Source organism: Carboxydothermus pertinax, assembly GCF_001950255.1.
GTDB classification, from domain to species: Bacteria; Bacillota; Z-2901; order Carboxydothermales; family Carboxydothermaceae; genus Carboxydothermus; species Carboxydothermus pertinax.
Genome location: NZ_BDJK01000006.1, coordinates 115,751 through 136,429 on the forward strand (window position 1 = coordinate 115,751; position 20,679 = coordinate 136,429).

The window sequence follows — 20,679 nt, forward strand, 5'->3', positions numbered from 1 at the left end:
GTGTTAAAGAGTTGTCAAGATTAGCCAGCAGGGAAATTTATTATAATTTGGTAAAGATAATTAAAAATTAACAAAAAATTAAATGTATAATTAAGTGCCGTAAAGCACAATACTTGCCATTGGTGTTATAATAAAATTAAAATGACTATAGAAAATTAATTTCTAATAATAAATAATATTATGACAATTCAAAAATATAATATAGTTAAAATTTTTTTAGTAAAAATTGCAGGAGGAGATTTACAGTGAACATGAGCTATCTTTATTTAGGGATTACGGTGGTGTTGTTTAGTACGTATGAAGTGGTAGGTAGAGCCTTGGCGGAATTGGTTAATCCTTTTCAATTAAATTTTTTAAGATTTTTCTTTGGAGGATTTATCCTTTTGCCTATTGCTCTAAGTAATATGAAGCGAAAGAATATAAAACTTACTGGCAGTGATTTTTTGTTTGCCTCTCTAATAGGCCTGTTAAATGTGGTTCTAAGTATGTCATTTTTGCAAATAGGTATCAATATGACTAAAGCAAGCCTGGCAGCGGCGATTTTTAGCTCAAATCCGCTCTTTGTGATGCTTTTTGCCTATTTTATCTTGGATGAAAAATTAAACTTCCAAAAAATCCTGGGGCTTTTTATTGGACTCGTAGGGGTTGTAATTGTCTTTTATAAAGATTTAGAGTTAGGAACTTCCTATGTCTATGGAATTATAATGTTAATTTTAGCTGCTGTAACCTATGGGCTTTATACGGTTTTAGGTAAAAGGTTTTCGCAAAAAACCGATAGTGTAATAATGAATTGTTTTTCTTTTATCATGGGGAGCATATTCTTACTGCCTATAATCTTAATAAAACACTACCCGATTTTTTCCCTTCCGCCTAAAGCAATTTTACCTATGGCTTATTTAACTTTTTTTGTTACAGGTTTAGCCTATTACACGTACTTTTTAGGCTTAACCAGTATTGGTGCCGGAAATGGTTCGCTGGTATTTTTTTTAAAACCGGTCCTGGCAGGCTTTTTTGCCTGGATTTTCTTAAATGAAAAAATTACTATAGAGCTTGTGGCTGGAACGCTTATTGTTTTGCTTGGGATTTTCTTGGCCCAAAGAGCCGGTAGGGAAAGAATTGGGGAGATTAAAAAGGACTTAAAAGTTTTTGAAAAAGTAACTTTTAATAGTTGAAAAAAAGAGGCTTCTGGAAATATCCAGGAGCCTCTTTGCTTTTAGTTTATATTTTTAATTACGCCTACGGACCAAAAGAATAACAGAAAGGTAGTAAGAACCTTTCGGAAAAGCTTTACAAAAAATTCTTATTGCCTTTTTCCCGAACAGTAGCTAAAATTTTAAAGTAGTCATACATATAACTACTATGAAAGGGGGTTATAGGTGTTAGAAAAGTTAAAGTCTTTAGGCTTTAGCGAATATGAAGCAAAAGCTTACCTCGCTTTACTAAATTTAGGGGAAGCTACGGGCTATGAAGTGGCCAAAAATTCCGGGATTCCCAGGTCAATGGTTTACCAGACTTTGCATAAGCTTATAGAAAAAGGCGCGGTACAGAAAATCCAGGGGGAGCCGGTAAAGTATCTGGCCGAACCTCCTAGTGAATACTTGGAGCGGTTAAAAGAGGAGTTTTCCGTAAAGGTCAGGGAAGCGAAAAAAGCTTTAGAAGCCATAACTCCAGGAGGAACCAAAGAACGGGTAATCCATTTAAATGGTGAGCAAATTCCTGGAAGAATTCGGGAAATGATCCACAAAGCTAAAAAAAATATTAAACTTTTAGCTTCTATCGCAATGGTTATACCCTATCAAGAAGAACTTAAAAACGCAAGGCAACGACAGGTAGCCGTTGAACTAACTTTAATTGGGAAGGGAGAAGAATTACAGGAATTTAATCCTGTGGTTTTAACAACCGAGAAAACGATTTTAAGAAAAAGGGGTAGTTTAGGGTTTCAACTAATCATTGACGGTGATGAGCTCCTGCTGGCGGAAGAAGGAGTGGAAAACGAGACTATTGGCATTTGGACCAGGCATCCGGTAGTAGTACATCTAGCAGAACACCATTTTTTCCATCATCATGACTTGCCCAAACTTTTTAATGCTTTTCTCAGCGAGATAGAACCAGAGGTTAAGGAACACTACTGGAAAAAGATTAGAGAGCTACAACAAAGACTTGAATTGTAAAGAGGGTGAGAGCTTGGAGCACGAGCGGCATAATTTTGGGGAAAATAAGTGGCTTACCATGTTTGTTGTGGTTATTGGTACTTTTATGGCTATTCTTGACACCTCCATTGTCAATATTGCTATTCCCAAGATGATGCAAGTTTTTGCAGTGGGCACCGAAGAAATCCAGTGGGTTTTAACCGGTTATATGCTGGTGATGGGGGTGGTAATTCCGGTTACCGGTTATTTAGGGGATACCTATGGTTATAAAAGGCTGTATATTGCAGCACTATTTTTCTTTACTTTAGGTTCTGCTCTGTGTGGCTTTGCCTGGAGCAATAACTCGATGATTGCCGCCCGGGTAGTTCAGGCTATAGGCGGTGGGATGATGATGCCTGCCTCCATGACCATTATTTTCAACACCTTTCCCCGGGAAGAGCGGGGGATGGCATTGGGGATTTGGGGGATATCGGTAATGGTAGCCCCGGCTATTGGTCCGACTTTAAGCGGCTATCTGGTGGAGTATTTTAACTGGCGGCTAATTTTTACCATCAACATTCCCATCGGTCTTTTTGGCATGGTTATGGCTGTGCTGTTTTTAAAAGAATCGGTGCGCCGACCTCATGCCAACTTTGATTTTCCAGGGTTTATCACTTCAGCGGTGGGTTTTTTTGCCCTCCTTTTAGCTTTAAGTAAAGGGACTGATTGGGGTTGGAGCTCTACTAAAATCCTCTTTCTTTTCTGGCTTTCTGCTTTGTCCCTTACGCTTTTTACTTACTTTGAACTAAAGAGTCCGGAACCGCTCCTGGATTTGAGCGTCTTAAAAAATCCTACTTTTTCCATGAGCTTAATTATTACTATGATTAACACAATGGGGCTTTTCGGTGGTCTTTTCCTTTTTCCTATCTTTTTTGAAAATTTGCGGGGTTACCCCCCTATGGATACCGGGCTTATCATGCTGCCGGCGGCTTTGGCCTCCGGTTTGGTGATGCCTATAGCTGGACGCCTTTTTGACCGCCTGGGGGCCAAGCCAGTGGTATTATTTGGGTTAACTTTGGCGGTTTTAAGCTCTTTTGGTTTGGCTCGTATCAATATAAATACCGAACTCTGGTGGCTGCAAACTTTATTAATCATTCGGGCGATGGGGATTGGTTTTTCCATGATGCCGGTAAATACTGCTGGGATGAATGCCCTGCCTACCTATCAGGTGGGGAGAGCTTCGGCTATTAACAATACTTTACGCCAGGTAAGTAGTTCTTTAGGGGTGGCAATTATTACTACCATAACCCAGCAGCGAGTGGCGTTTCACGGTGCCCGCATGGCCGAGGGCTTAAACCAATTTTCGCCTTTATTCCAGCAAACCATTAACTTTATTAAGACTGGTTTAGAGGGGATAGGGGTTTCACCTTTGGCTTCGGTTAAAGGAGCATATGGGGTAATAGCAATGAGGCTTTACCAGGTGGCATATGCTAAAGCAATTGCCGATGCTGTTTTTGTTACTGCTTTAATTATGATTTTAGGGTTTTTCCTAACTTTCTTTTTAAAGGAAGAACGAAACATTCAACCAGGAGAAAAAGAAAAACTGCCGGTGGCAGAATTTTAACGGGAGGTGCTGGGGATGAAGAAAAAGTTTTTAGCAGTAATTTTGATTATTGTGCTGTTAGGGGCTGGTTACGGTATTTATGCTTACTTAGATAATAAAAACTATGTTACTACTGATGATGCGAAAGTCACTGCTGATATCTACAGCATTGGCGGTAAAACTGGTGGTAAAGTGAAGGAAGTAAAAGTCCAGGAAGGAGATGAAGTAAATCCAGGCGAGCTTTTGCTAAAATTTGAAGATGATATTGCCAAAGCCCAGTTAGAGCAGGCCCAGGCGGGATTAAGTGCAGCTCAAATGCAGTTAAAAAAGGTGTTAAAAGGAGCCAGGGTTGAGGATGTAAACGCAGCTAGGGCTTTATATGAACAAGCGCTGGCTGGCTATAATGGGGCCAAGGAATCATATGAGCAGCTAAGTAAAGATATAGATGACCTTCAGAAAAAATATGATGCTTTAAAGCCTTTACTGGCAAATCCAGCTACACCCCAGGAGGTAAAAGATCAGGCCAATGAACTTTTAAAGCAAATTGGCCAGTTAAAGTACCAGCAGTTAGCGGCCAAGACCCAAATGAATACCGCTCAAGCTGGCGTAAAGGCAGCAAAAAGTAAGCTTGATCTGGCCCTAAACGGTGCCCAGTTAGAAGACATCAAGGCGGTAGAAGCTCAAGTTAAAGCCCAGGAAGCAGCTTTAAAACTTGCCAAATTAAACCTGGATGCGACCGAGGTAAAAGCACCGGTTAAAGGTGAGGTAGTCAAAGTCTGGGTAAAGCCCGGGGAAATTTTGGCTCCTGGCCAGACTGCCGTATCCCTGGCGGACTTTAATAACCTCTACGTTACCGCTAACATCCTGGAGAAAGAGATAGGCGGGGTCAAGGTTGGAGCTTCGGTTAAAATTTACGTGGATGCTTTGGGGGGGAAAGTCCTGTCCGGTAGAGTAGAGTCTATCGGCAAAGCTACCCAATCCACATTTAACCTCTTTTCCGCTGACAGTTTTACCGGTAGCTTTACCAAGGTAAGCCAGCGAATTCCTGTAAAGATTAAACTTTTAGAAAAGCCTGAGGGTCTTGTTCCAGGTCTTTCGGCAACGGTAAAAATTAAAAAGTAAGAGAGAAAAGCCGGTCTTTTTAAAGGGCCGGCTATTTAGTTGCTTAAAATAGCAATATCATTTTTCAATATGCGTCATAAGATAAACAAATTGGACAAGCAACTTTTTCCATGTTACATTATTTTTAAGGAACGGTTTTGAAGATTTGGCCTGACTGCCTTGAGTTCAGCAGAGAGGGGGCGTTTGGATGAGTAGGTTAAAACTCCTTTTTCATGTCAACGAATCTGATAAATGGCAAAGGGCGTTTGTGAATATCACTAATTTTTTAAATGATGTTGGCCAAGGGAATGCTGACATTGAAGTAGTGGCTAACGGTGAGGCGGTTTTGTCATTCAAGAGCAGTAGCGATCAGCTCAATGGAACAACAAGTGGATCGCTGATGGGGCAGATGAAGAAGTTATCGGAGATGGGAGTAAACTTTGTTGCGTGCCGGAATGCTCTTAAGGCTCAGTCAATCGCCGAAGAGAGTCTCCCTAACTTTGTGACAGTTGTACCGGCTGGCATAACAGAAATTGCCAAAAAACAAACGGAAGGGTATGCTTACATAAAGCCCTGATTAAATAATAATTTAAACTAATGGCGATAAAAGGGAGAGTCCAAGGCGTAATAAAAGGGGGAATAAAATCTATATGGTAGAAATTGTAGATTCTCATACTCATGTCTCGATGCTTTCGTACGAGGGGTTGGAAAACATGGCCCTGGCTGGGGTGAAGAAGGTTATTGGCTGCTCCCTATTTTTCGGGGCTAAACATGCCCAAACCCTTTTTGATCATTTCCACCAAATGTTAACCCTTTCGCTGAGAAATGCTGCCCAAAATGGTATCAGGCTTTTTGTCGCTGTTGGTGTTCATCCCATGGGGACACCGGAAGATTGGCCCAGGGTGGTTGATGCCCTGCCAAACTACCTGAAGATGAGCAATGTCATTGGTTTAGGAGAAATCGGCCTCCATGAGGGGAGTCAGCGGGAACAGGATGTCCTCAAGGAGCAATTGAAGGTGGCCAAGGAATACGGGGTACCGGTAATCCTTCATACCCCTCCCCAGAATAGGATAGAAATAACTAAGAAAACAATGGAAATTGCCGCCTCCGTCGGGATAGAACCCGGAAAAATGGTCATCGACCACGCTAATTTGGATATTATTGACTTAATCGAGGAGTTTGGGGCTATTCCCGGGCTTACCATCCGTCCGGAGGGAATCACTCCTCAGCTACTTTTAAATCACCTGGAACGATTTCAACGAGGTGTCCTGAATAGCGATTACAGCAATCTCAAGCCTAACGATCCCCTTAGTGTTCCCAGGGCTGTGCGGTATTTGGAACTTAACGGGGTTCCTGCGGAAATCACTGCCAGGATTGCAAGATTTAATGCTGAAGAATTGTTTGGTATTTAGATAACCAAGGGTTATGACCCGTTTAAAAAATAGCCTTAAAGGAAAGAAAAGGGGCTGGTTTCGAAAGTACGATGGTGCTTTTGGAACGGCCCTTTTTTGCTTTTACGTTATCTATGCTATTATTAAGGCAAAAGCTGTTATTATTAAAGAAGGTGTTGATAAAATGGTGAAAAAAATTACCTTTTTAGGATTAATAATCGGAATAATTTTTATAGCAGGCTGCGAGGTCGGTGCCCAACCGGAGAAAGCCAAATGGACTGTAGGGATCTTAGCTGCCAGCAGTATAAAGGCGGAAAAAATCGTTGGCCTTAAGCAAGGTTTAGCGGATTTAGGGATTATCGAGGGAAAAGATGTTAACTATATTATTTTAAATGCCGAAGGCGAGCGGGAACAACTTTTGCCTTTAGCCCGAAAGTTAGTCCATGAGAAGCCGGATGTGCTGGTCGCCACCGGAGGTGTGGAAGCGGATGCCCTGAAAAGAGCAGCTAAGAATCAAGACACTCCCATTGTTTTTATCGGAGCTGCTTCTTCGGTAGAAGGTGGTCTGGTAAAAAGCTTTATCGAACCGGGAGGACAAATTACCGGGGTGGATAATTATCATGCGGAGTTGGCCGGAAAAAGGTTGGAATTGTTAAAGAAGTTATTGCCGCCGGTGAATAAGGTTATCGTTCTTTATGACCCTAAGGTGCCTCCCGGTTATACCAGTTTGAAAATTGTTAAAGATACAGCAAAAGATTTGGGAATAGAAATAAAAACCATAGCAGTAAGTTCAAGGGCTGAATTTAAAACAAAATTGAACCAACAATCTCTAAAAGGATTTGATGCTATTCTCCCTTTATCCAGTTTTTTGCTGGAAACTTTAACCCAGGATTTATTAAAGCTTTCTTTGCAATATAAGATTCCGGTTATGGGTATTTTTGAGCAGGAGGCGGACCGGGGTTATTTTGCAGCTTATGGAGTTTCCATGTACAACCAGGGGTATCAGGGAGCCAGGATTGTGGCCAAAGTACTGCACGGCCAGCAACCGGAACAGATTCCTGTAGAAACACCGGATAATCTGGAATTGGTGGTAAATCTGCGTACAGCAAAGAAGTTAGGACTTAAGCTTAATGCAACCGGATTGAGTTTTGCTAAAACTGTAATTAAGTAAAATTGAGGCGATTTGCGATGAAATTTTGGAACAGGATAAAAATTAAGGTTTTAGCCTTTGGTATTCTTATGTCCATTATACCTCTGGTGTCACTGACCTATCTAAATGTTCGGGCAGCCGAAAAGGATTTACTGGTATCCATTCAGCAGCGGAATACTGATCTGGTAAAAGGAATAGCTATGGATATCGGTCAGTTGATTTCCGGAATAGAAGATAAAATTTCCGCTGCCGGTAATGTTTTCGGGGAAGCGCTTTTGCAGCAGGACCGGGAAAGTCAGGAAAAATTCCTTTATATCTTTTTACGGGATATACCGGCCGTTGAAGATATTAGTCTTCTGGACGAGCGGGGAAGAGAGGTTGCCCGGGTATCCAAACGGGAAGTAATTACTCCCCAAAAACTGTCCCAAGTAGATCCGGAACTCTTAAGCAAAGAAGGAATGGTCAAAAGCTATCAGACTGCTGACCGGCGAACCATGGTCAGTTTAATTATCCCGGTGAAAAGTTTGTTGACCCGGGAAATTAAAGGTGGTTTTTATGTTCAGGTTAATTTAAGGCCTGTTATGAATACCGTCCTGGCCAAGTACGGTAACCAAGACGGCGACATTTTTGTGGTTAATAATGATGGAAAATTAATTGCCCATGAAGATTTCAGTCAGGTTTTAAGACAAACTCCGGTAAGCTCCAGCCTTGCTGTCCGCCGTTTTATGGAGGGAAAGGAATATGAAGGTACGTTGCCTTTAAGATATGTTTCTTTTAACGGCGAGGAAGTATTGGGGGTTTATGCACCTATAAAAAAATTAGGGTGGGCAGCGGTTATGGAAATACCGGTTCGTGAAGCTTACAGACCCATTACTGCTTTGAAGTTTAAGTTTCTAATAATAACTTTTTTTGTGGTAGTGTTGGTTGTGATAACCAGTATTCTTTTTGCTTTGCGTTTTACGAAACCTATTGAGGTTTTAGAGCAGGGAGCCAGGCGGGTGGCTGCCGGCGACCTGAACTTTGTTTTACCCAAAACTACCGATGATGAAATCGGGCAATTGGTAGATGCTTTTAACTTTATGACGCAACAGATAAAGCAAAAATCTGCAGAACTTATTCAAACGGAAAAAATGGCAGCTTTAGGGTTACTGGCTGCCGGAATAGCCCATGAAATTAATAACCCTTTAGCTACTGTGTCTGCTTATGCTGAAGACCTGTTGGAGAGGATTGCTGATGAAGATGTAAGGGAGCTTCACCGCTCCGGGGAATTGGCGAGATACTTACAGGTAATCTGTAAACAGATAGAAAGGTGCAAAAAAATTACCGGAAGTTTGTTAAATTTTGCCAGACAACCTGCCGGTCATATGATTGACATAAATCTTAACGAATTGCTGGAAGATACTTTGGCCCTGGTTAATCACCGGATTAAACAACTTGGCATTCAGGTTGAGAAAGAATTTAATATAGATTTGCCTGTGGTTAAAGGGGACCTTTCCCAGCTACAACAGGTTTTGCTCAATATTATCGGTAATGCTCTGGATGCTATGGAAACAACGGGAGGACGGCTTAAACTTATTACTGAAAAAAGAGAAAAAGATTTAGTAATTAAAATAATTGACACCGGAACCGGCATTGCCCAGGAGGAGCTGAAGAAAGTTTTTGATCCTTTCTATACTACAAAACCGTTGGGTAAAGGTACTGGTCTGGGACTATCCATTTGTTACGGTATTGTTAAAGAAATGAAGGGGGATATTCAAATTAGTAGCAGGTTAGGTAAGGGAACAACGGTAACTATTATTTTACCGGTGGAGCGGAAAGAAGGTGAGAAAGATGAAGGAAACAATTAAAGTTCTGGTAGTTGATGATGAGGAAAATTTTCGGGAATTGCTTATTCAACGGTTAACCCGGAAAGGCTATGGAGTTAAGGGAGCGGCAACCGGTGAAGAGGCTCTCCAATTTTTAAAGGAAGAAACTTTTCATTTAGCAATTTTTGATATTAAAATGCCGGGAATGGATGGAATAGAACTGCTGCAACGGGCCAGGCAATTAGATGAAAATCTTCAGGTGATTATCCTTACCGGGCACGGTACCATAGAATCGGCTATTGGAGCGATGAAGCTTGGGGCTTATGATTATTTAACCAAGCCCTGTAATCTGGCAGAGCTGGAAATTACCCTGCAAAAAGCTTACGAGAAAAGGCAGTTACTGGAAGAAAATTTGGGAATGAAAGAAGTTTTGCGCAGGGATAGAAGTTCCAAAGTAATTGTAGGTAAAAGTCAAGCCATTACCAGGGTGCTGGAGTTAGCGAAAAAGGTGGCAGCTTCCGACTCACCGGTGCTGATTGAAGGAGAAAGCGGTACCGGTAAGGAATTAATTGTCAATGCGATTCACCAGTGGAGCAATAGAGCCCAACAACCGCTGGTAGCTATCAATTCCGGAGCCCTACCGGCCCAACTTCTGGAAAGCGAGCTCTTCGGTTATGAAAAAGGGGCTTTTACCGGAGCCTTAACCACAAAAATGGGTTTAATTGAAAGCGCTCACCGCGGGACTTTGTTTTTAGATGAAATCGGGGAAATGGAACTGGGATTACAGGTAAAACTTTTGCGGTTTCTGGAAACCGGTGAATTCCGGCGAGTTGGTGATATACGCTTACGCAAAGTGGATGTTCGGGTAATAGCGGCTACCAACCGGAATCTGGAGGAAGAAGTGGCGAAAGGTAATTTCCGGGAAGATTTATATTACCGGCTGAATGTCATTAAGATACGGGTTCCTCCTCTGCGGGAGCGAAAAGAAGATATTCCCTTACTGGTTGAGTATTTTTTGCAAAAGGCGGGTAACGGGGAAAAAAAGGAACTTACTCCGGAGGCTTTGCAGGCACTTATGAGTTACGATTATCCCGGGAATGTTCGGGAACTTTTCAATATCCTGGAACGGGGGCTGTTGCTCAGCATCGGGGATAAAATCCAAAAGGAAGACCTTTTTGGCTGTCTTCCCCGGGAAGAGGATCCGAAGAAGATTTATACTCTGGAAGAAATGGAAAAAAGATATATTAAACAGGTTTTAGAGGCGGTTCAATGGAATAAAACCAAGGCCGCCGAACTGCTGGGAATTAGTGTCCGCAATCTTTATCGTAAAATTGAGGAATACCAATTAAAGAAATAACTTAAAAAGTTACTTACCATCCATGACATTTTGTCACGGTAGTACGACAAAATGTCATGGATTTTTTTATATCTATCCCGATTTTTGAGCCTTTTGGGATTGGTATAGTTTTTGCTTAATAAGTTTATGAAAAATTAAACTCTCCGGAGAGGAATATTTGTGAGATATTGTTCAAGTAGCACCGGCCTTTGACGATTAAATTTTACAACCTATTTAGTTGTTTGGAAAGGAGAATAAGCAGTGAGCTCAGACAAGAAATGGGCAATGGTAATTGATTTGCAAAAATGCATTGGCTGTGATACCTGTACGGTGGCCTGCAAAGCCGAAAACCGTACGCCACCGGGAATATCGTACAATGTTGTCATTGAAGAGGAGAAGGGGATTTTCCCCAATGTTACTAAAATTCATATTCCGAGACCGTGTATGCAATGTGACCGACCTGCTTGTGTTCAAGTTTGTCCGGTAAAAGCAACCTATAAAATGGAAAACGGAATTGTTGCCATCGACTATGACCGCTGTATTGGTTGCCGCTATTGTATTGTAAGCTGTCCTTACGGAGCTAGGTCTTTTGATTTTGGTGAGGATTACAGCCGGGAGATGATTGGCTACAACGAAGTGCAGGCGCCGGAATACGGTATCGACCGCGGCAAACGGGAGAAAGGTAAATCGCCAATAGGGAATGTTCGCAAATGTATGTTTTGCTACCACCGGTTACAGCGCGGAGAAGAACCGGCCTGTGTTGAGGTTTGTTTAGGAGATGCCCGTTATTTTGGCGATCTTAACGATCCGGAAAGTGTGGTTTCCAAATTGGCTGCAAGCCCCAGGGCCTTCGTTCTTCAGGAAGAAATGGGAACTAAACCCAGGGTCATTTATCTGAAATAAATTAAAAAGAGGGAGGATGAGGGTACGGTGAAAAGCAGCACACGATTGACTAAAGCCTGGTATGGGGTACTCGTTATATTAATGGCGCTCGGTGGCTGGGCGATTATCGAACGAATTCGAGGCGGATTGGCCGTTACTAATTTGACCAGTACCACGCCGTGGGGAGCCTGGGTAGCCTTTTATATCTTTTTTGTGGGTTTAAGTGCCGGTTCTTTTCTTCTCTCGACTATGATTTTTGTGTTTAAAATGGAACAATATGAGAAAATTGGTCGGGATGCTTTGCTGGTTGCCATTCTCAGCATGGTTTTAGCTATGTGTTTTATTTTGATAGATTTGGGAAGAATGGAGCGCTTCTGGCATGCTTTACGTTACTGGAATTTCACCAGTATCCTGGCCTGGGAAGTTCGGTTTTATGTAGTTTATATTGGTTTATTAATGGCTGAACTTTATTTTTCCATGCGACAGGATTTAATTCGGGCTGCTAAAGGCAGTGGGTGGCAAGCAGCTTTAGCCCGTTTTCTTACCTTTGGCAGTACTGACCTGACCGCTGCTTCCAAACAGCGGGACCATCGTTTGTTGAAAATATTAGGTTCAATCGGAATTCCCGTTGCTATTTTTGGAGTACACGGCGGAACGGGAACACTTTTCGCAGTAGCCAAAGCTCGACCTTTTTGGAATAGCGGGCTTTTTCCGGTAATCTTTGTGGTTTCGGCGTTGGTTTCGGGAACCGCGTTATTACTGGCAATTTATGTGATCCGGAGCAAAGTGATGGGGCGTGAGGTAGATAAGGAAATGGTTAAGTCCCTGGCGGGACTCTTAACCCTTTTTCTGTTTATCGATTTAGGCTTGGAATTTTACGAATTTTTTGTGGGCGCCTATGGACTCCAATATACGGAACTGGCTACCATCGAAACTATTTTTCGGGGTCCTTTTTCCTGGTCGTTCTGGTGGGTACAACTGTTTCTGGGAGTAGTTGTTCCACTGTTTATTTTCTTTCACCCCAGGCTGAAAGAATCGGTAAATGCTATTACCCTGGCGGCTATTTTGGTGGTAATCGGCATTTTAGGCGTACGGTTTAACATTGTGGTACCCGCTTTAATTGTCCCGGTGTTGCCGGGATTGCCCTGGGGTTATTATTATCCTACGCTTGTTGAATGGCTTAGTAGTTTAGGAATAGTGGCTTTCGGCCTGTTTTTATATACAGTGGCAATTAAAGCATTACCAATAGATACCGTTGAAGAATTAAGGGAGGGAAAATAATATGGATCAACAAAAGAAGCCGGTTAAAATCAGCCGAAGAAGTTTTCTTAAAACCAGCGCTGTTTTGGCGGGAGTAGGTTTGGTAGCTCCCGCAGCCTTGGGGTCTGAGCAGTCGGCGGTTGAATCCTGGTTTTTAGATGATCCTCACGGGACGGGCCAAGAGGTCCTGGATTACGGTGCTGAGGATGTTATTTATACCACCTGTGAACAGTGTAATACCCACTGTACTCTTAAAGCGGTTATCACCCCTGCTAAAGGAAACGGTCCTACTTCTTATATTAGAAAGTTAGCCGGCAACCCTTATAGTCCGCTTAACATGCAACCTTTTGGTCAGATTCCGTACAATACTCCTGTGGATGAAGCAGCAAAAGGTAGCGGTGATATAGCCAAGGAGGGAAGAGGCTTTAGGGGTGGACGGACCTGTCTTAAAGGCCAGGCCGGTATCCAAACTGCTTATGATGCTTTGCGAGTGCAAAAGCCTTTGAAAAGGGTTGGTCCCCGGGGAAGCGGGCAATGGCAAAGTATAAGCTGGGAACAAGCATTAAAGGAAATAGTTTACGGTAGTCCGGATCTTGGGACTCCGGGGTTAAAAAACCTTTGGGCCTTTGTTCCCGAAGAGAAGGTAATGGCCGATTGGGAAAAGGTGAAAAAAGGAGAGATGTCCCAGGAAGAATTTGATGCGAAGTATAAAGATGTGCTTATCGATACTAAACATCCTGATTTGGGGCCCAAGGCTAATCAAATTGTAGGCTTTTTTGGGGACCGGCGGGATTTTTTCAAAGACCGGTTTTGGAGCCAAACCCTTGGCAGCATTAACAGCCTTGACCATGGAGGAATTTGTAGTGTCAACGGTGTAATCGGGAATGTACAGTCTTTTAACACAGAAAAACCGAAAAAGCGCATGTACGCCGATGTGGATAATGCTGAATTTGTTATTATCTGGGGAACTAACCCGCTGGTAGCCAATAAAGGGCCAACTTGGCTCGCCCCCAAAATTATGAATGCTCTCAAAAGAGGGATGAAGCTGGCGGTGGTCGATCCAAGATTGAGCCGGATTGCTGAAAAGGCACATATCTGGGTACCGACAAAGCCGGGAACGGATGCAGCTTTAGCTCTGGGTATGGCCCGCTGGATTATAGAAAACAAGCGTTATGACTTAAGATATTTAACCAATCCCAACCAGGCGGCTGCAAAAGCTGACGGGGAACCGACCTGGTCCGATGCAACTTACTTGGTTAATTTGTCTGCAAAAGGAAAGCCCAAGCTAAGAGCCAGTGATCTTGGAATTGGAACTAAAGAACAGTTTGTGGTAATCCAGAATGGAAAGCCTGTACCCCATGACCAGGCTAGCGAAGGAGAATTGGAAGTAGATACGGTTATTAACGGCATCCATGTCAAGTCGGTGTTTACCCTGTTTAAAGAGCGGGTTATGGAATACACCATTGAGGAATATGCCAAGATTTGCGAAATCGACCCGCAGCAGATTATCGAACTGGCCCGGGAGTTTACTTCCCATGGGAAAAAAGCGGCTATTACCTCCTACCGGGGTCCGGCAATGCATACCAATGGTTTCTATAATCTGCGGGCTATTAACTGCCTTAACCATCTGATCGGCAACTATGACTGGAAAGGGGGCAGTATGAGCACCGGAGCGAAGTTTAATCCTTTTGAGGGCAGGTATGATCTGTTAAAAGTACCGAAAGGATTTAAAGCCTGGGGCATTCCGCTGGTACGGAACAAGGTTGCCTATGAAAAAACTACTCTTTTTGAACGGGATGGCTATCCGGCCAAGCGACCCTGGTTCCAGTATTCTGCTAACAATATTCAGGAGGCCTTGCCAAGTGCTGCTGAAGGTTATCCATATCCTATCAAAGCCCTGTTCATTCACCGGATTTCTCCTTTATTATCGGTACCGGTGGGAAAAGCTCATAAAGAGATCTTAAAAGACCAGAAAACTATTCCCCTTTTGGTGGTATCCGATGTGGTAATCAGTGAAACAGCTACTTATGCCGATTATATTTTGCCTGATTTAACTTATCTGGAACGCTGGGGTTTTGAAACCATATACCCCAATTTTCCACTGAAAGAAACCCATATTCAACAGCCGGTAACCCGGGTTTATCCTGAAGCCAGGCAGATGGAAGATTTCTTTATTGAGCTGGCCAAGGAGTTAAAGCTGCCGGGGGTTGGGGCTGGGGCCTTTCCGGACGGGAGTTCACTGGATCGAGCTGAGGACTTTTATTTGAAGCTGGTGGCCAACATTGCCTATGATGGGAAAAAGCCCGTACCGGAAGCTGATGACAAAGAACTGTTAATCTTTGAAAGGGCAAGAAAAAAAGCGTTGGGGAAGTTTTTTGATCTGGAGGCCTGGAAACGGGCGGTTAAGCCGGAAGAGTGGCGCCGGGTGGTCTATGTTCTTAATCGGGGAGGTAGATTTGAAGAAAAGGGGAATGAATATGATGGTCCGTATCTTAAATATAAATTGGGCGCGGAAGTTAATTTTTACTCCGAAAAAGTGGCTAAAGGTAAGCACTCCTATACCGGCAAGCCTTTTGATGGTCTGCCCCGTATTGAAGAAATTACCTATTACAATGGACAAAGGGTGGAAAATGAGGGTTATCCCCTAATTTTAATTACCTGGAAAGCAAGACATATCGGAACTCACCGTAATATTAGCGATGCTTGGTTACGGGAAATTGAGGCGGAAAATTATGTTTGGATAAATCCGGAAGATGCCAAAAAACGCGGAATTAACACCGGAGATACTATTAAAATTATATCCCCAAATTTTGAAGTAATAGGCAAGGCTCTGGTTACTGGTGGTATTAAGCCCGGCGTGGTAGGATGTAGCTATAACTACGGCCACTTTGCTTATGGTGCAGCGCCGGTGATAATTGACGGCAAAAAGATACCTGCCGTTCAACCTTACGGTCATACAGGATGGGTAGCTGGAGTTAGTGATACCGGATTTGCGTTGGGCAGAGGTACCGGTTTTTCGGTAAATGCTGTTCAATTAGTGGACGTGGCCTTAAAAAATGCTTGTTTGTCCGATCCTATTGGCGGCGGAGCCAGTGGATTGGACACACGGGTGGAAGTAGTTAAGGCTTAAAAAAAGAGGTCTGGGAATATTCCCAGGCCTCTTTTGCTGTTATTTCTTTATTTAGCCTTATTAGATAGGGCAAGATAGTTTTAATATTGCTTTAATAACTATTTCCAAAAAAGATTTTTTCCAAAGTTACTCACTCCCTGTTAAAGTAACTTTAATGGAGTTTAGGACAAAGCAAAATTTGCTGTTGGCTAAAAATTATTATTGGCAATAAGCCTAAATTGATGTAAAATAACGTATAAAATAATATTTGCAGGGAGTGAGCGGGGTGAGTAAAGTTGATAAAATTGAAGTTGCAAGAAATATCTTATATAACGCCGCAAAAATGAATATGAATAAGGAAAATATACTAAAAATAAGCCAAAAAATAGATCGATATAAAGTGGAACATTTTAACAAAGGTGGATATTTAGCCAAAATGCCCTGGGGGAAAGGGAAAATTTCTAGGTTTGTTACGTCAATTTTATTAATGACCGGGTTTATATTTTCCCTTCTTTTATATTTACTTGAAGGAAGCAATAGTTCAATGTGGAAGATATATCTAATATTTCAATTTATAACAACCACTGTTTATTTGGTTTTTCTGCAAAAATTACAGCGACAAGTTTATCTAGATGCTTTGACTGGGCTAAATAATAGGAGATATTTTTATGAACGATTATCCCGTTTAAAGACAAAAAATTCCTTTTCATTGCTTTTAATTGATATTGATGATTTTAAAAGAATAAATGATACTTATGGACATGCTGCCGGAGATCTGGTACTACAGCAAGTTGCTAAGACTCTACAAAGTGTAACGAGAAAAAACGATCTTATTGCCCGCTGGGGGGGTGATGAGTTTGTAATAGTTCTTTTGGAAGTAAATGAACAAGAGGCCTTTAAAGTTGCTTGCCGGCTTAAAAATTTGGTAGAAAATAGCAAAATTCTGATTGGAGATAGTTTCGACAAAGTTACCATCAGTATTGGTATTGCTTCTATTAAGAAAGGAACATCATTTAATGTAGAATATTTTATGAAAGTTGCTGATGAAGCTCTTTATAAGGCAAAAGGAAAAAAGAATTTTATTACAATTGGAGGCTAAAAAGCAAAGACCCTGCTCAAAATTTTGAGTAGGGTCTTAATTTAAAGAAGCTTTTTAAGTAAACTAAGCAAATTTCCCTGTAAGTTGTAAATATTTTGCGGAAAGTTTTCATTAAGTTTTAATTTTAATAAAAGCATTCGCCCGCGTAGGGCATCTGTAACTAATAAACGCCGAACTTTATAAGGGTCATTGTTGTGAGGGATGTTGCCAGCAAAGGCAATTTTAAAGCCATTTTGTTTTACAAGGTTTATAAACCATGAATTATAGATACCATGCGGATAACAAAAAATTTCTGTTTTTTGTCCGGTTTCTTTTTGAATTCTTTTTATGGATAGTTGTAAATCTTGATTTATTCGAATTTTAGCTTCCTGCCAGGATTCCATTCTTTTTTGGCCTGGAAGATAAATTGGGCCTAAAAAGGAATAATTTTTTATTTTGTTTTTACTTGTAAAAATTTTATCGTGACTATTATAAGTGTGAGACCCAAAATAAATTAAGCCGGAATTAGCCATTTCCCGAACTTCCAACCAGTTTAGATAACCTTTAATTGGATTGTCATGGTTTTTGGCTTCGTCAACCCGGGCCACAATTAAATTAATTACCGCTGGCACATGATATTTTTTTAAAATAGGAAAAGCATAAAGATAATTGTTACGGTAGCCATCGTCAAAGGTTATTAAAAATTCTTTGCCAGAAGGTTTATAACCGCCGTAATAGAAAGCTAAAAGTTGCTTTGCAGATATAGGTTTATATCCAGCATTTAATAAAGTTTTAATTTGATTTTCAAAAGTTTCTACCCGAACATTGTAAAGATGATTGACTTTACCCCATGCACTTTCCGGAACTACCCCATGGTACTCTAATACCACAATGTTGGAGGACGGAGAAGCAGACACACACCCGGCGGAGATCAGAGTAAGAACAAGTAAGAGAGAGATGATTGGGAAAAATTTTTTTAACATTGCAGATCCCTTCTCTTAATGCTTAGAAAGTTTTTCTCAAAATATAACCGTAAAAAATTAATTAATGCACCTAAAAGTATCCCTCCAACTACATCAGTGGGGTAATGGTGGCCAACATAGATCCGGGAAAACGCCATTATGATACTATAAACAATTGCTATACGACCAAGGGATGGAGAGAGGGAGTAAAGTCCCAATGCCAAAGTAAAACCTCCGGTCACATGGTCTGAAGGGAATGAACCATCTGGCTGATGAGGATATAATAAATGCACTTTATGGCTGATAAAGGGACGGGGTCGATAGTAAATTTTACTTATTAGGCCAGCTAATCCTACGGCAATTAGTCCGGCAAAGCCAATTTTAAAAATCTCAATTTTGACACGTTTTTGGCTGGTTAAAAATATTGCTAACAGCATCAAACCATAAAAAAATATTCCATATTTAGAGATGGCAATCATCAAGCGATCAATAATTATATTATGTCCGGAAAGGTTGTTAATTACCTGAAAAAGTGTGTAGTCCATTATTTCACTCCTATGCTGTATAATTGGTTAATCGTTACAAATTGATAACCCGCGTCTTTGTATTGTTTAATTACTAAAGGAAGAGCTTTTATAGTTTTACTCCGATCTAAACGGCCGTCGTGGGCTAAAATAATAACTTTATCTTTTGGGACTAAAAAAGTTGTTTTCTTTTTATCAAGGACACTTTCCACACAGATATTCCACATTACCAGAGTTTTCTTATTTTGAGCTAAAATTTTATGAAGATAAACCGGCCGACGCCCGCGGGGTGGGCGGAAAAAAGCAGGAGTATAATGGGTTTTTGCATATACCACTGCATCAGTTTTTTTGATTTCTAAAGCTAAATTAGCATTATCTTTAAAGTAATTAATTACAGGATGGGTATAAGTGTGGTTTTCAATTTCATTGCCCTGGGCATAAATTTCTTTTATTAGATCCGGGTATTTGGCGGCGTTTTGGCCTACTACAAAAAAGGTGGCCGGAATTTTTTCCTTTTTTAATATTTTTAATACCTGCGGCGTAAAGCGCGGATCGGGCCCGTCGTCAAAGGTAAGGGCACAGTATTTTTTGGGTGGTGCTGGCTTTGTTACTGTTTTCATATTGCCAAGGATACGAAAGTGGGGCAATAAAAATAAACTAAGCAGAGAAAAAGTCATAATGATAAAAACTTTTCTATTGCTGTTTGGCATAAAAATCATTCCTTTAAAAAATTTAATTTGTTATAATATTTTGAGAAGGAAGGGATTTTACTCCCTTCCTTGGGGTGATTTAGGGCTAGGGGTTATTTCCTTAGCCTTTATTTTTTGTTGGTTTTAGTAGCTTTTTTTGTTTTAACTTGGGTAGTGGTTTTTTTGTTGTTTTTAATAACTTTTTTAACTTTGGTTTTGGTGGTTGTTTTAGCTTTTTTGGTTTTAACTACTTGTACTTTAGCGGTCTTAACAGTAGGACTTGCAGTCTTTTTTGCTGTGTTAGCCATTACAGCTAACGGGCTTGTTAACAACATGCCAAAAACAATTAAAATAGATAGAATTTTTTTCACCGTATCACCTCCTTTCTAAGGATAATTTTTATTTAATTATCCATTAAATGGATAATTAAAGCATCGATATCGCCATCAAATTCTTTGTGACCTATTACCACCAGTTTTTGTTTTGGTTTAAGCCGGTTTTTGGAGATAAGAGATTTGTTGAAATAAATTTTTGTATTTGGAGTTATTTCTATTTTTTTAATCTTGTGTTTTTCTTGCAAAGTCAGGTGATCATTAGTAACTGATATTATAATCCCTACTACACTAACTGTGCTGTTAGTTTGGGCGTAGTAGTATTTATAAAAGCTACCTAGCAGGGTAAAGGCCAGTAGCAGCAAAAAGATTAATTTAAAAAATTTTTTCATTTTTACATCTCCTTATGGATTAAAACTAAATTTAGTTGACTTTCAAAAAGTTTAAAACGTTTACTGGAAAAAGAAATAAAGAAAATAGTTATCAGGATAAAGAATAAAATTTCAAATGGAAAACGTTCCATTAAAGCTTCAAAATAGTAGGTGATTTTTTGGCCAAATAAAACCCCATCGCGCAACGCGGCGTAAAAAATAAGGTGCAGGCGGCTTTTAAAGAAATGAAAGATGAAGGCGGCAGTTTCTAAAACAAGAAAACTTAACAGCATAAAATAAAAAGATAGCCAGAACTTAAGTTTGCGGTAGATTAATAAACGCCTTTGTTCGTAAGCGTGGTCGATAATTTTCTGAGCTATATGCGGGTCAATCATCTTTATCTCCCCCCAGTAACAATGACTTTAAAAGTTCTCTTCCACGGTACAGCCAGGATTTTACCGTGTTTTCCGGGTTTTTAGTGATTAAACTTATATCTTTTATGCTTTTATCCTCAAGATAAAATAATTTTAAAGCTGTTTGGTATTTTTCCGGAAGTTCTTTTAGCAATTCCTCAACTTCAGAACTTTTCAGGTTAAAACTTTCTTCCTTTGGAAATTCCTCGACGATTTTTTGGTATATTTGTTTGTCTTTGTGTTTTTGCCGTAAAAAATGATTTAGTTCATTCCGGGCAATAGTAAAAAGCCAGGCTTCAAAGTTGTTTTCCTTCTTTAAAGTTTTTACCTTAAGTAAAACTTTGACAAAAACCTCCTGGGTTAAATCTAAGGAAATATGCTCGTCTTGTAATTTTCCCTTAAAAAAGTTTAAAACTTTCTGGTAATAAATGTGGACTAAGATTTCAAACGCCTGGTCATCACCGTTTCTTGCCCTTGCTATAACCGGAATAAGCTTATCGTCCATTATGCTCAACTCATTTCTCTAAAAATATAGAGGAGATTT

At 40.7% G+C, this 20,679-nt stretch carries 20 protein-coding genes; 13 read left to right on the forward strand and 7 right to left on the reverse strand.

Going from position 1 to position 20,679, the window contains the following annotated elements:
* Window positions 1–251: 251 nt before the first annotated feature.
* From cpu_RS01965 to cpu_RS02025, 13 genes are all read left to right on the forward strand, one after another.
* Entirely contained in the window at window positions 252–1,172 is a 921-nt protein-coding gene (locus cpu_RS01965) for a DMT family transporter (protein WP_075858455.1), read from the forward strand.
* A 204-nt stretch (window positions 1,173–1,376) separates the two neighbouring features.
* Complete coding sequence (locus cpu_RS01970; protein ID WP_075858311.1) at window positions 1,377–2,171, forward strand: TrmB family transcriptional regulator; 795 nt, start codon at window positions 1,377–1,379, stop codon at window positions 2,169–2,171.
* Between the two features lie 13 nt (window positions 2,172–2,184).
* On the forward strand, window positions 2,185–3,753 hold the full coding sequence (locus cpu_RS01975) for a DHA2 family efflux MFS transporter permease subunit (RefSeq protein WP_077177117.1): 1,569 nt from the start codon (window positions 2,185–2,187) through the stop codon (window positions 3,751–3,753).
* Between the two features lie 15 nt (window positions 3,754–3,768).
* Window positions 3,769–4,854, forward strand: coding sequence for an HlyD family secretion protein (locus tag cpu_RS01980; protein WP_075858312.1), 1,086 nt, complete (start codon window positions 3,769–3,771; stop codon window positions 4,852–4,854).
* Between the two features lie 187 nt (window positions 4,855–5,041).
* On the forward strand, window positions 5,042–5,410 hold the full coding sequence (locus cpu_RS01985) for a DsrE family protein (RefSeq protein WP_075858313.1): 369 nt from the start codon (window positions 5,042–5,044) through the stop codon (window positions 5,408–5,410).
* Window positions 5,411–5,483: 73 nt separating this feature from the next.
* Window positions 5,484–6,245, forward strand: a complete 762-nt coding sequence (locus tag cpu_RS01990; RefSeq protein WP_075858314.1) for a TatD family hydrolase — start codon at window positions 5,484–5,486, stop codon at window positions 6,243–6,245.
* Between the two features lie 13 nt (window positions 6,246–6,258).
* Window positions 6,259–7,395: an ABC transporter substrate-binding protein gene (locus cpu_RS01995; RefSeq protein WP_075858315.1), complete on the forward strand. Its 1,137-nt coding sequence runs from the start codon at window positions 6,259–6,261 to the stop codon at window positions 7,393–7,395.
* Between the two features lie 17 nt (window positions 7,396–7,412).
* On the forward strand, window positions 7,413–9,221 hold the full coding sequence (locus cpu_RS02000; protein ID WP_075858316.1) for a sensor histidine kinase: 1,809 nt from the start codon (window positions 7,413–7,415) through the stop codon (window positions 9,219–9,221).
* The gene (locus tag cpu_RS02005) at window positions 9,205–10,536 is read left to right on the forward strand and encodes a sigma-54-dependent transcriptional regulator (RefSeq protein ID WP_075858317.1); all 1,332 of its coding nucleotides are present in this window, start codon (window positions 9,205–9,207) and stop codon (window positions 10,534–10,536) included. The genes cpu_RS02000 and cpu_RS02005 overlap by 17 nt, the downstream gene beginning before the upstream one ends.
* Window positions 10,537–10,776: 240 nt before the next feature.
* Window positions 10,777–11,418 (forward strand): 4Fe-4S dicluster domain-containing protein, encoded by a 642-nt coding sequence (locus tag cpu_RS02010; protein WP_028052035.1) that lies wholly within the window; start codon window positions 10,777–10,779, stop codon window positions 11,416–11,418.
* Between the two features lie 27 nt (window positions 11,419–11,445).
* Window positions 11,446–12,678: an NrfD/PsrC family molybdoenzyme membrane anchor subunit gene (gene nrfD / locus cpu_RS02015; RefSeq protein ID WP_075858318.1), complete on the forward strand. Its 1,233-nt coding sequence runs from the start codon at window positions 11,446–11,448 to the stop codon at window positions 12,676–12,678.
* Window position 12,679: 1 nt separating this feature from the next.
* Window positions 12,680–15,787, forward strand: a complete 3,108-nt coding sequence (locus cpu_RS02020) for a molybdopterin-dependent oxidoreductase (RefSeq protein ID WP_075858319.1) — start codon at window positions 12,680–12,682, stop codon at window positions 15,785–15,787.
* A gap of 265 nt (window positions 15,788–16,052) precedes the next feature.
* Complete coding sequence (locus cpu_RS02025) at window positions 16,053–16,865, forward strand: GGDEF domain-containing protein (protein ID WP_075858320.1); 813 nt, start codon at window positions 16,053–16,055, stop codon at window positions 16,863–16,865.
* Between the two features lie 41 nt (window positions 16,866–16,906).
* Here the strand turns inward: cpu_RS02025 and cpu_RS02030 are convergent, their stop codons facing one another.
* From cpu_RS02030 to cpu_RS02060, 7 genes are all read right to left on the reverse strand, one after another.
* The gene (locus cpu_RS02030) at window positions 16,907–17,827 is read right to left on the reverse strand and encodes a polysaccharide deacetylase family protein (RefSeq protein WP_075858321.1); all 921 of its coding nucleotides are present in this window, start codon (window positions 17,825–17,827) and stop codon (window positions 16,907–16,909) included.
* Window positions 17,821–18,351: an undecaprenyl-diphosphatase gene (locus tag cpu_RS02035; protein WP_075858322.1), complete on the reverse strand. Its 531-nt coding sequence runs from the start codon at window positions 18,349–18,351 to the stop codon at window positions 17,821–17,823. The genes cpu_RS02030 and cpu_RS02035 overlap by 7 nt, the downstream gene beginning before the upstream one ends.
* Window positions 18,351–19,040: a polysaccharide deacetylase family protein gene (locus cpu_RS02040; RefSeq protein ID WP_075858323.1), complete on the reverse strand. Its 690-nt coding sequence runs from the start codon at window positions 19,038–19,040 to the stop codon at window positions 18,351–18,353. The genes cpu_RS02035 and cpu_RS02040 overlap by 1 nt, the downstream gene beginning before the upstream one ends.
* 107 nt (window positions 19,041–19,147) lie before the next feature.
* The gene (locus cpu_RS02045; protein WP_075858324.1) at window positions 19,148–19,390 is read right to left on the reverse strand and encodes a hypothetical protein; all 243 of its coding nucleotides are present in this window, start codon (window positions 19,388–19,390) and stop codon (window positions 19,148–19,150) included.
* A 32-nt stretch (window positions 19,391–19,422) separates the two neighbouring features.
* Entirely contained in the window at window positions 19,423–19,743 is a 321-nt protein-coding gene (locus cpu_RS02050) for a hypothetical protein (RefSeq protein ID WP_075858325.1), read from the reverse strand.
* A 2-nt stretch (window positions 19,744–19,745) separates the two neighbouring features.
* Window positions 19,746–20,117, reverse strand: a complete 372-nt coding sequence (locus cpu_RS02055) for a hypothetical protein (RefSeq protein ID WP_075858326.1) — start codon at window positions 20,115–20,117, stop codon at window positions 19,746–19,748.
* Window positions 20,110–20,640, reverse strand: coding sequence for an RNA polymerase sigma factor (locus tag cpu_RS02060; RefSeq protein ID WP_075858327.1), 531 nt, complete (start codon window positions 20,638–20,640; stop codon window positions 20,110–20,112). Before cpu_RS02060 ends, cpu_RS02055 begins: the two co-directional genes overlap by 8 nt.
* Window positions 20,641–20,679: the final 39 nt, after the last annotated feature.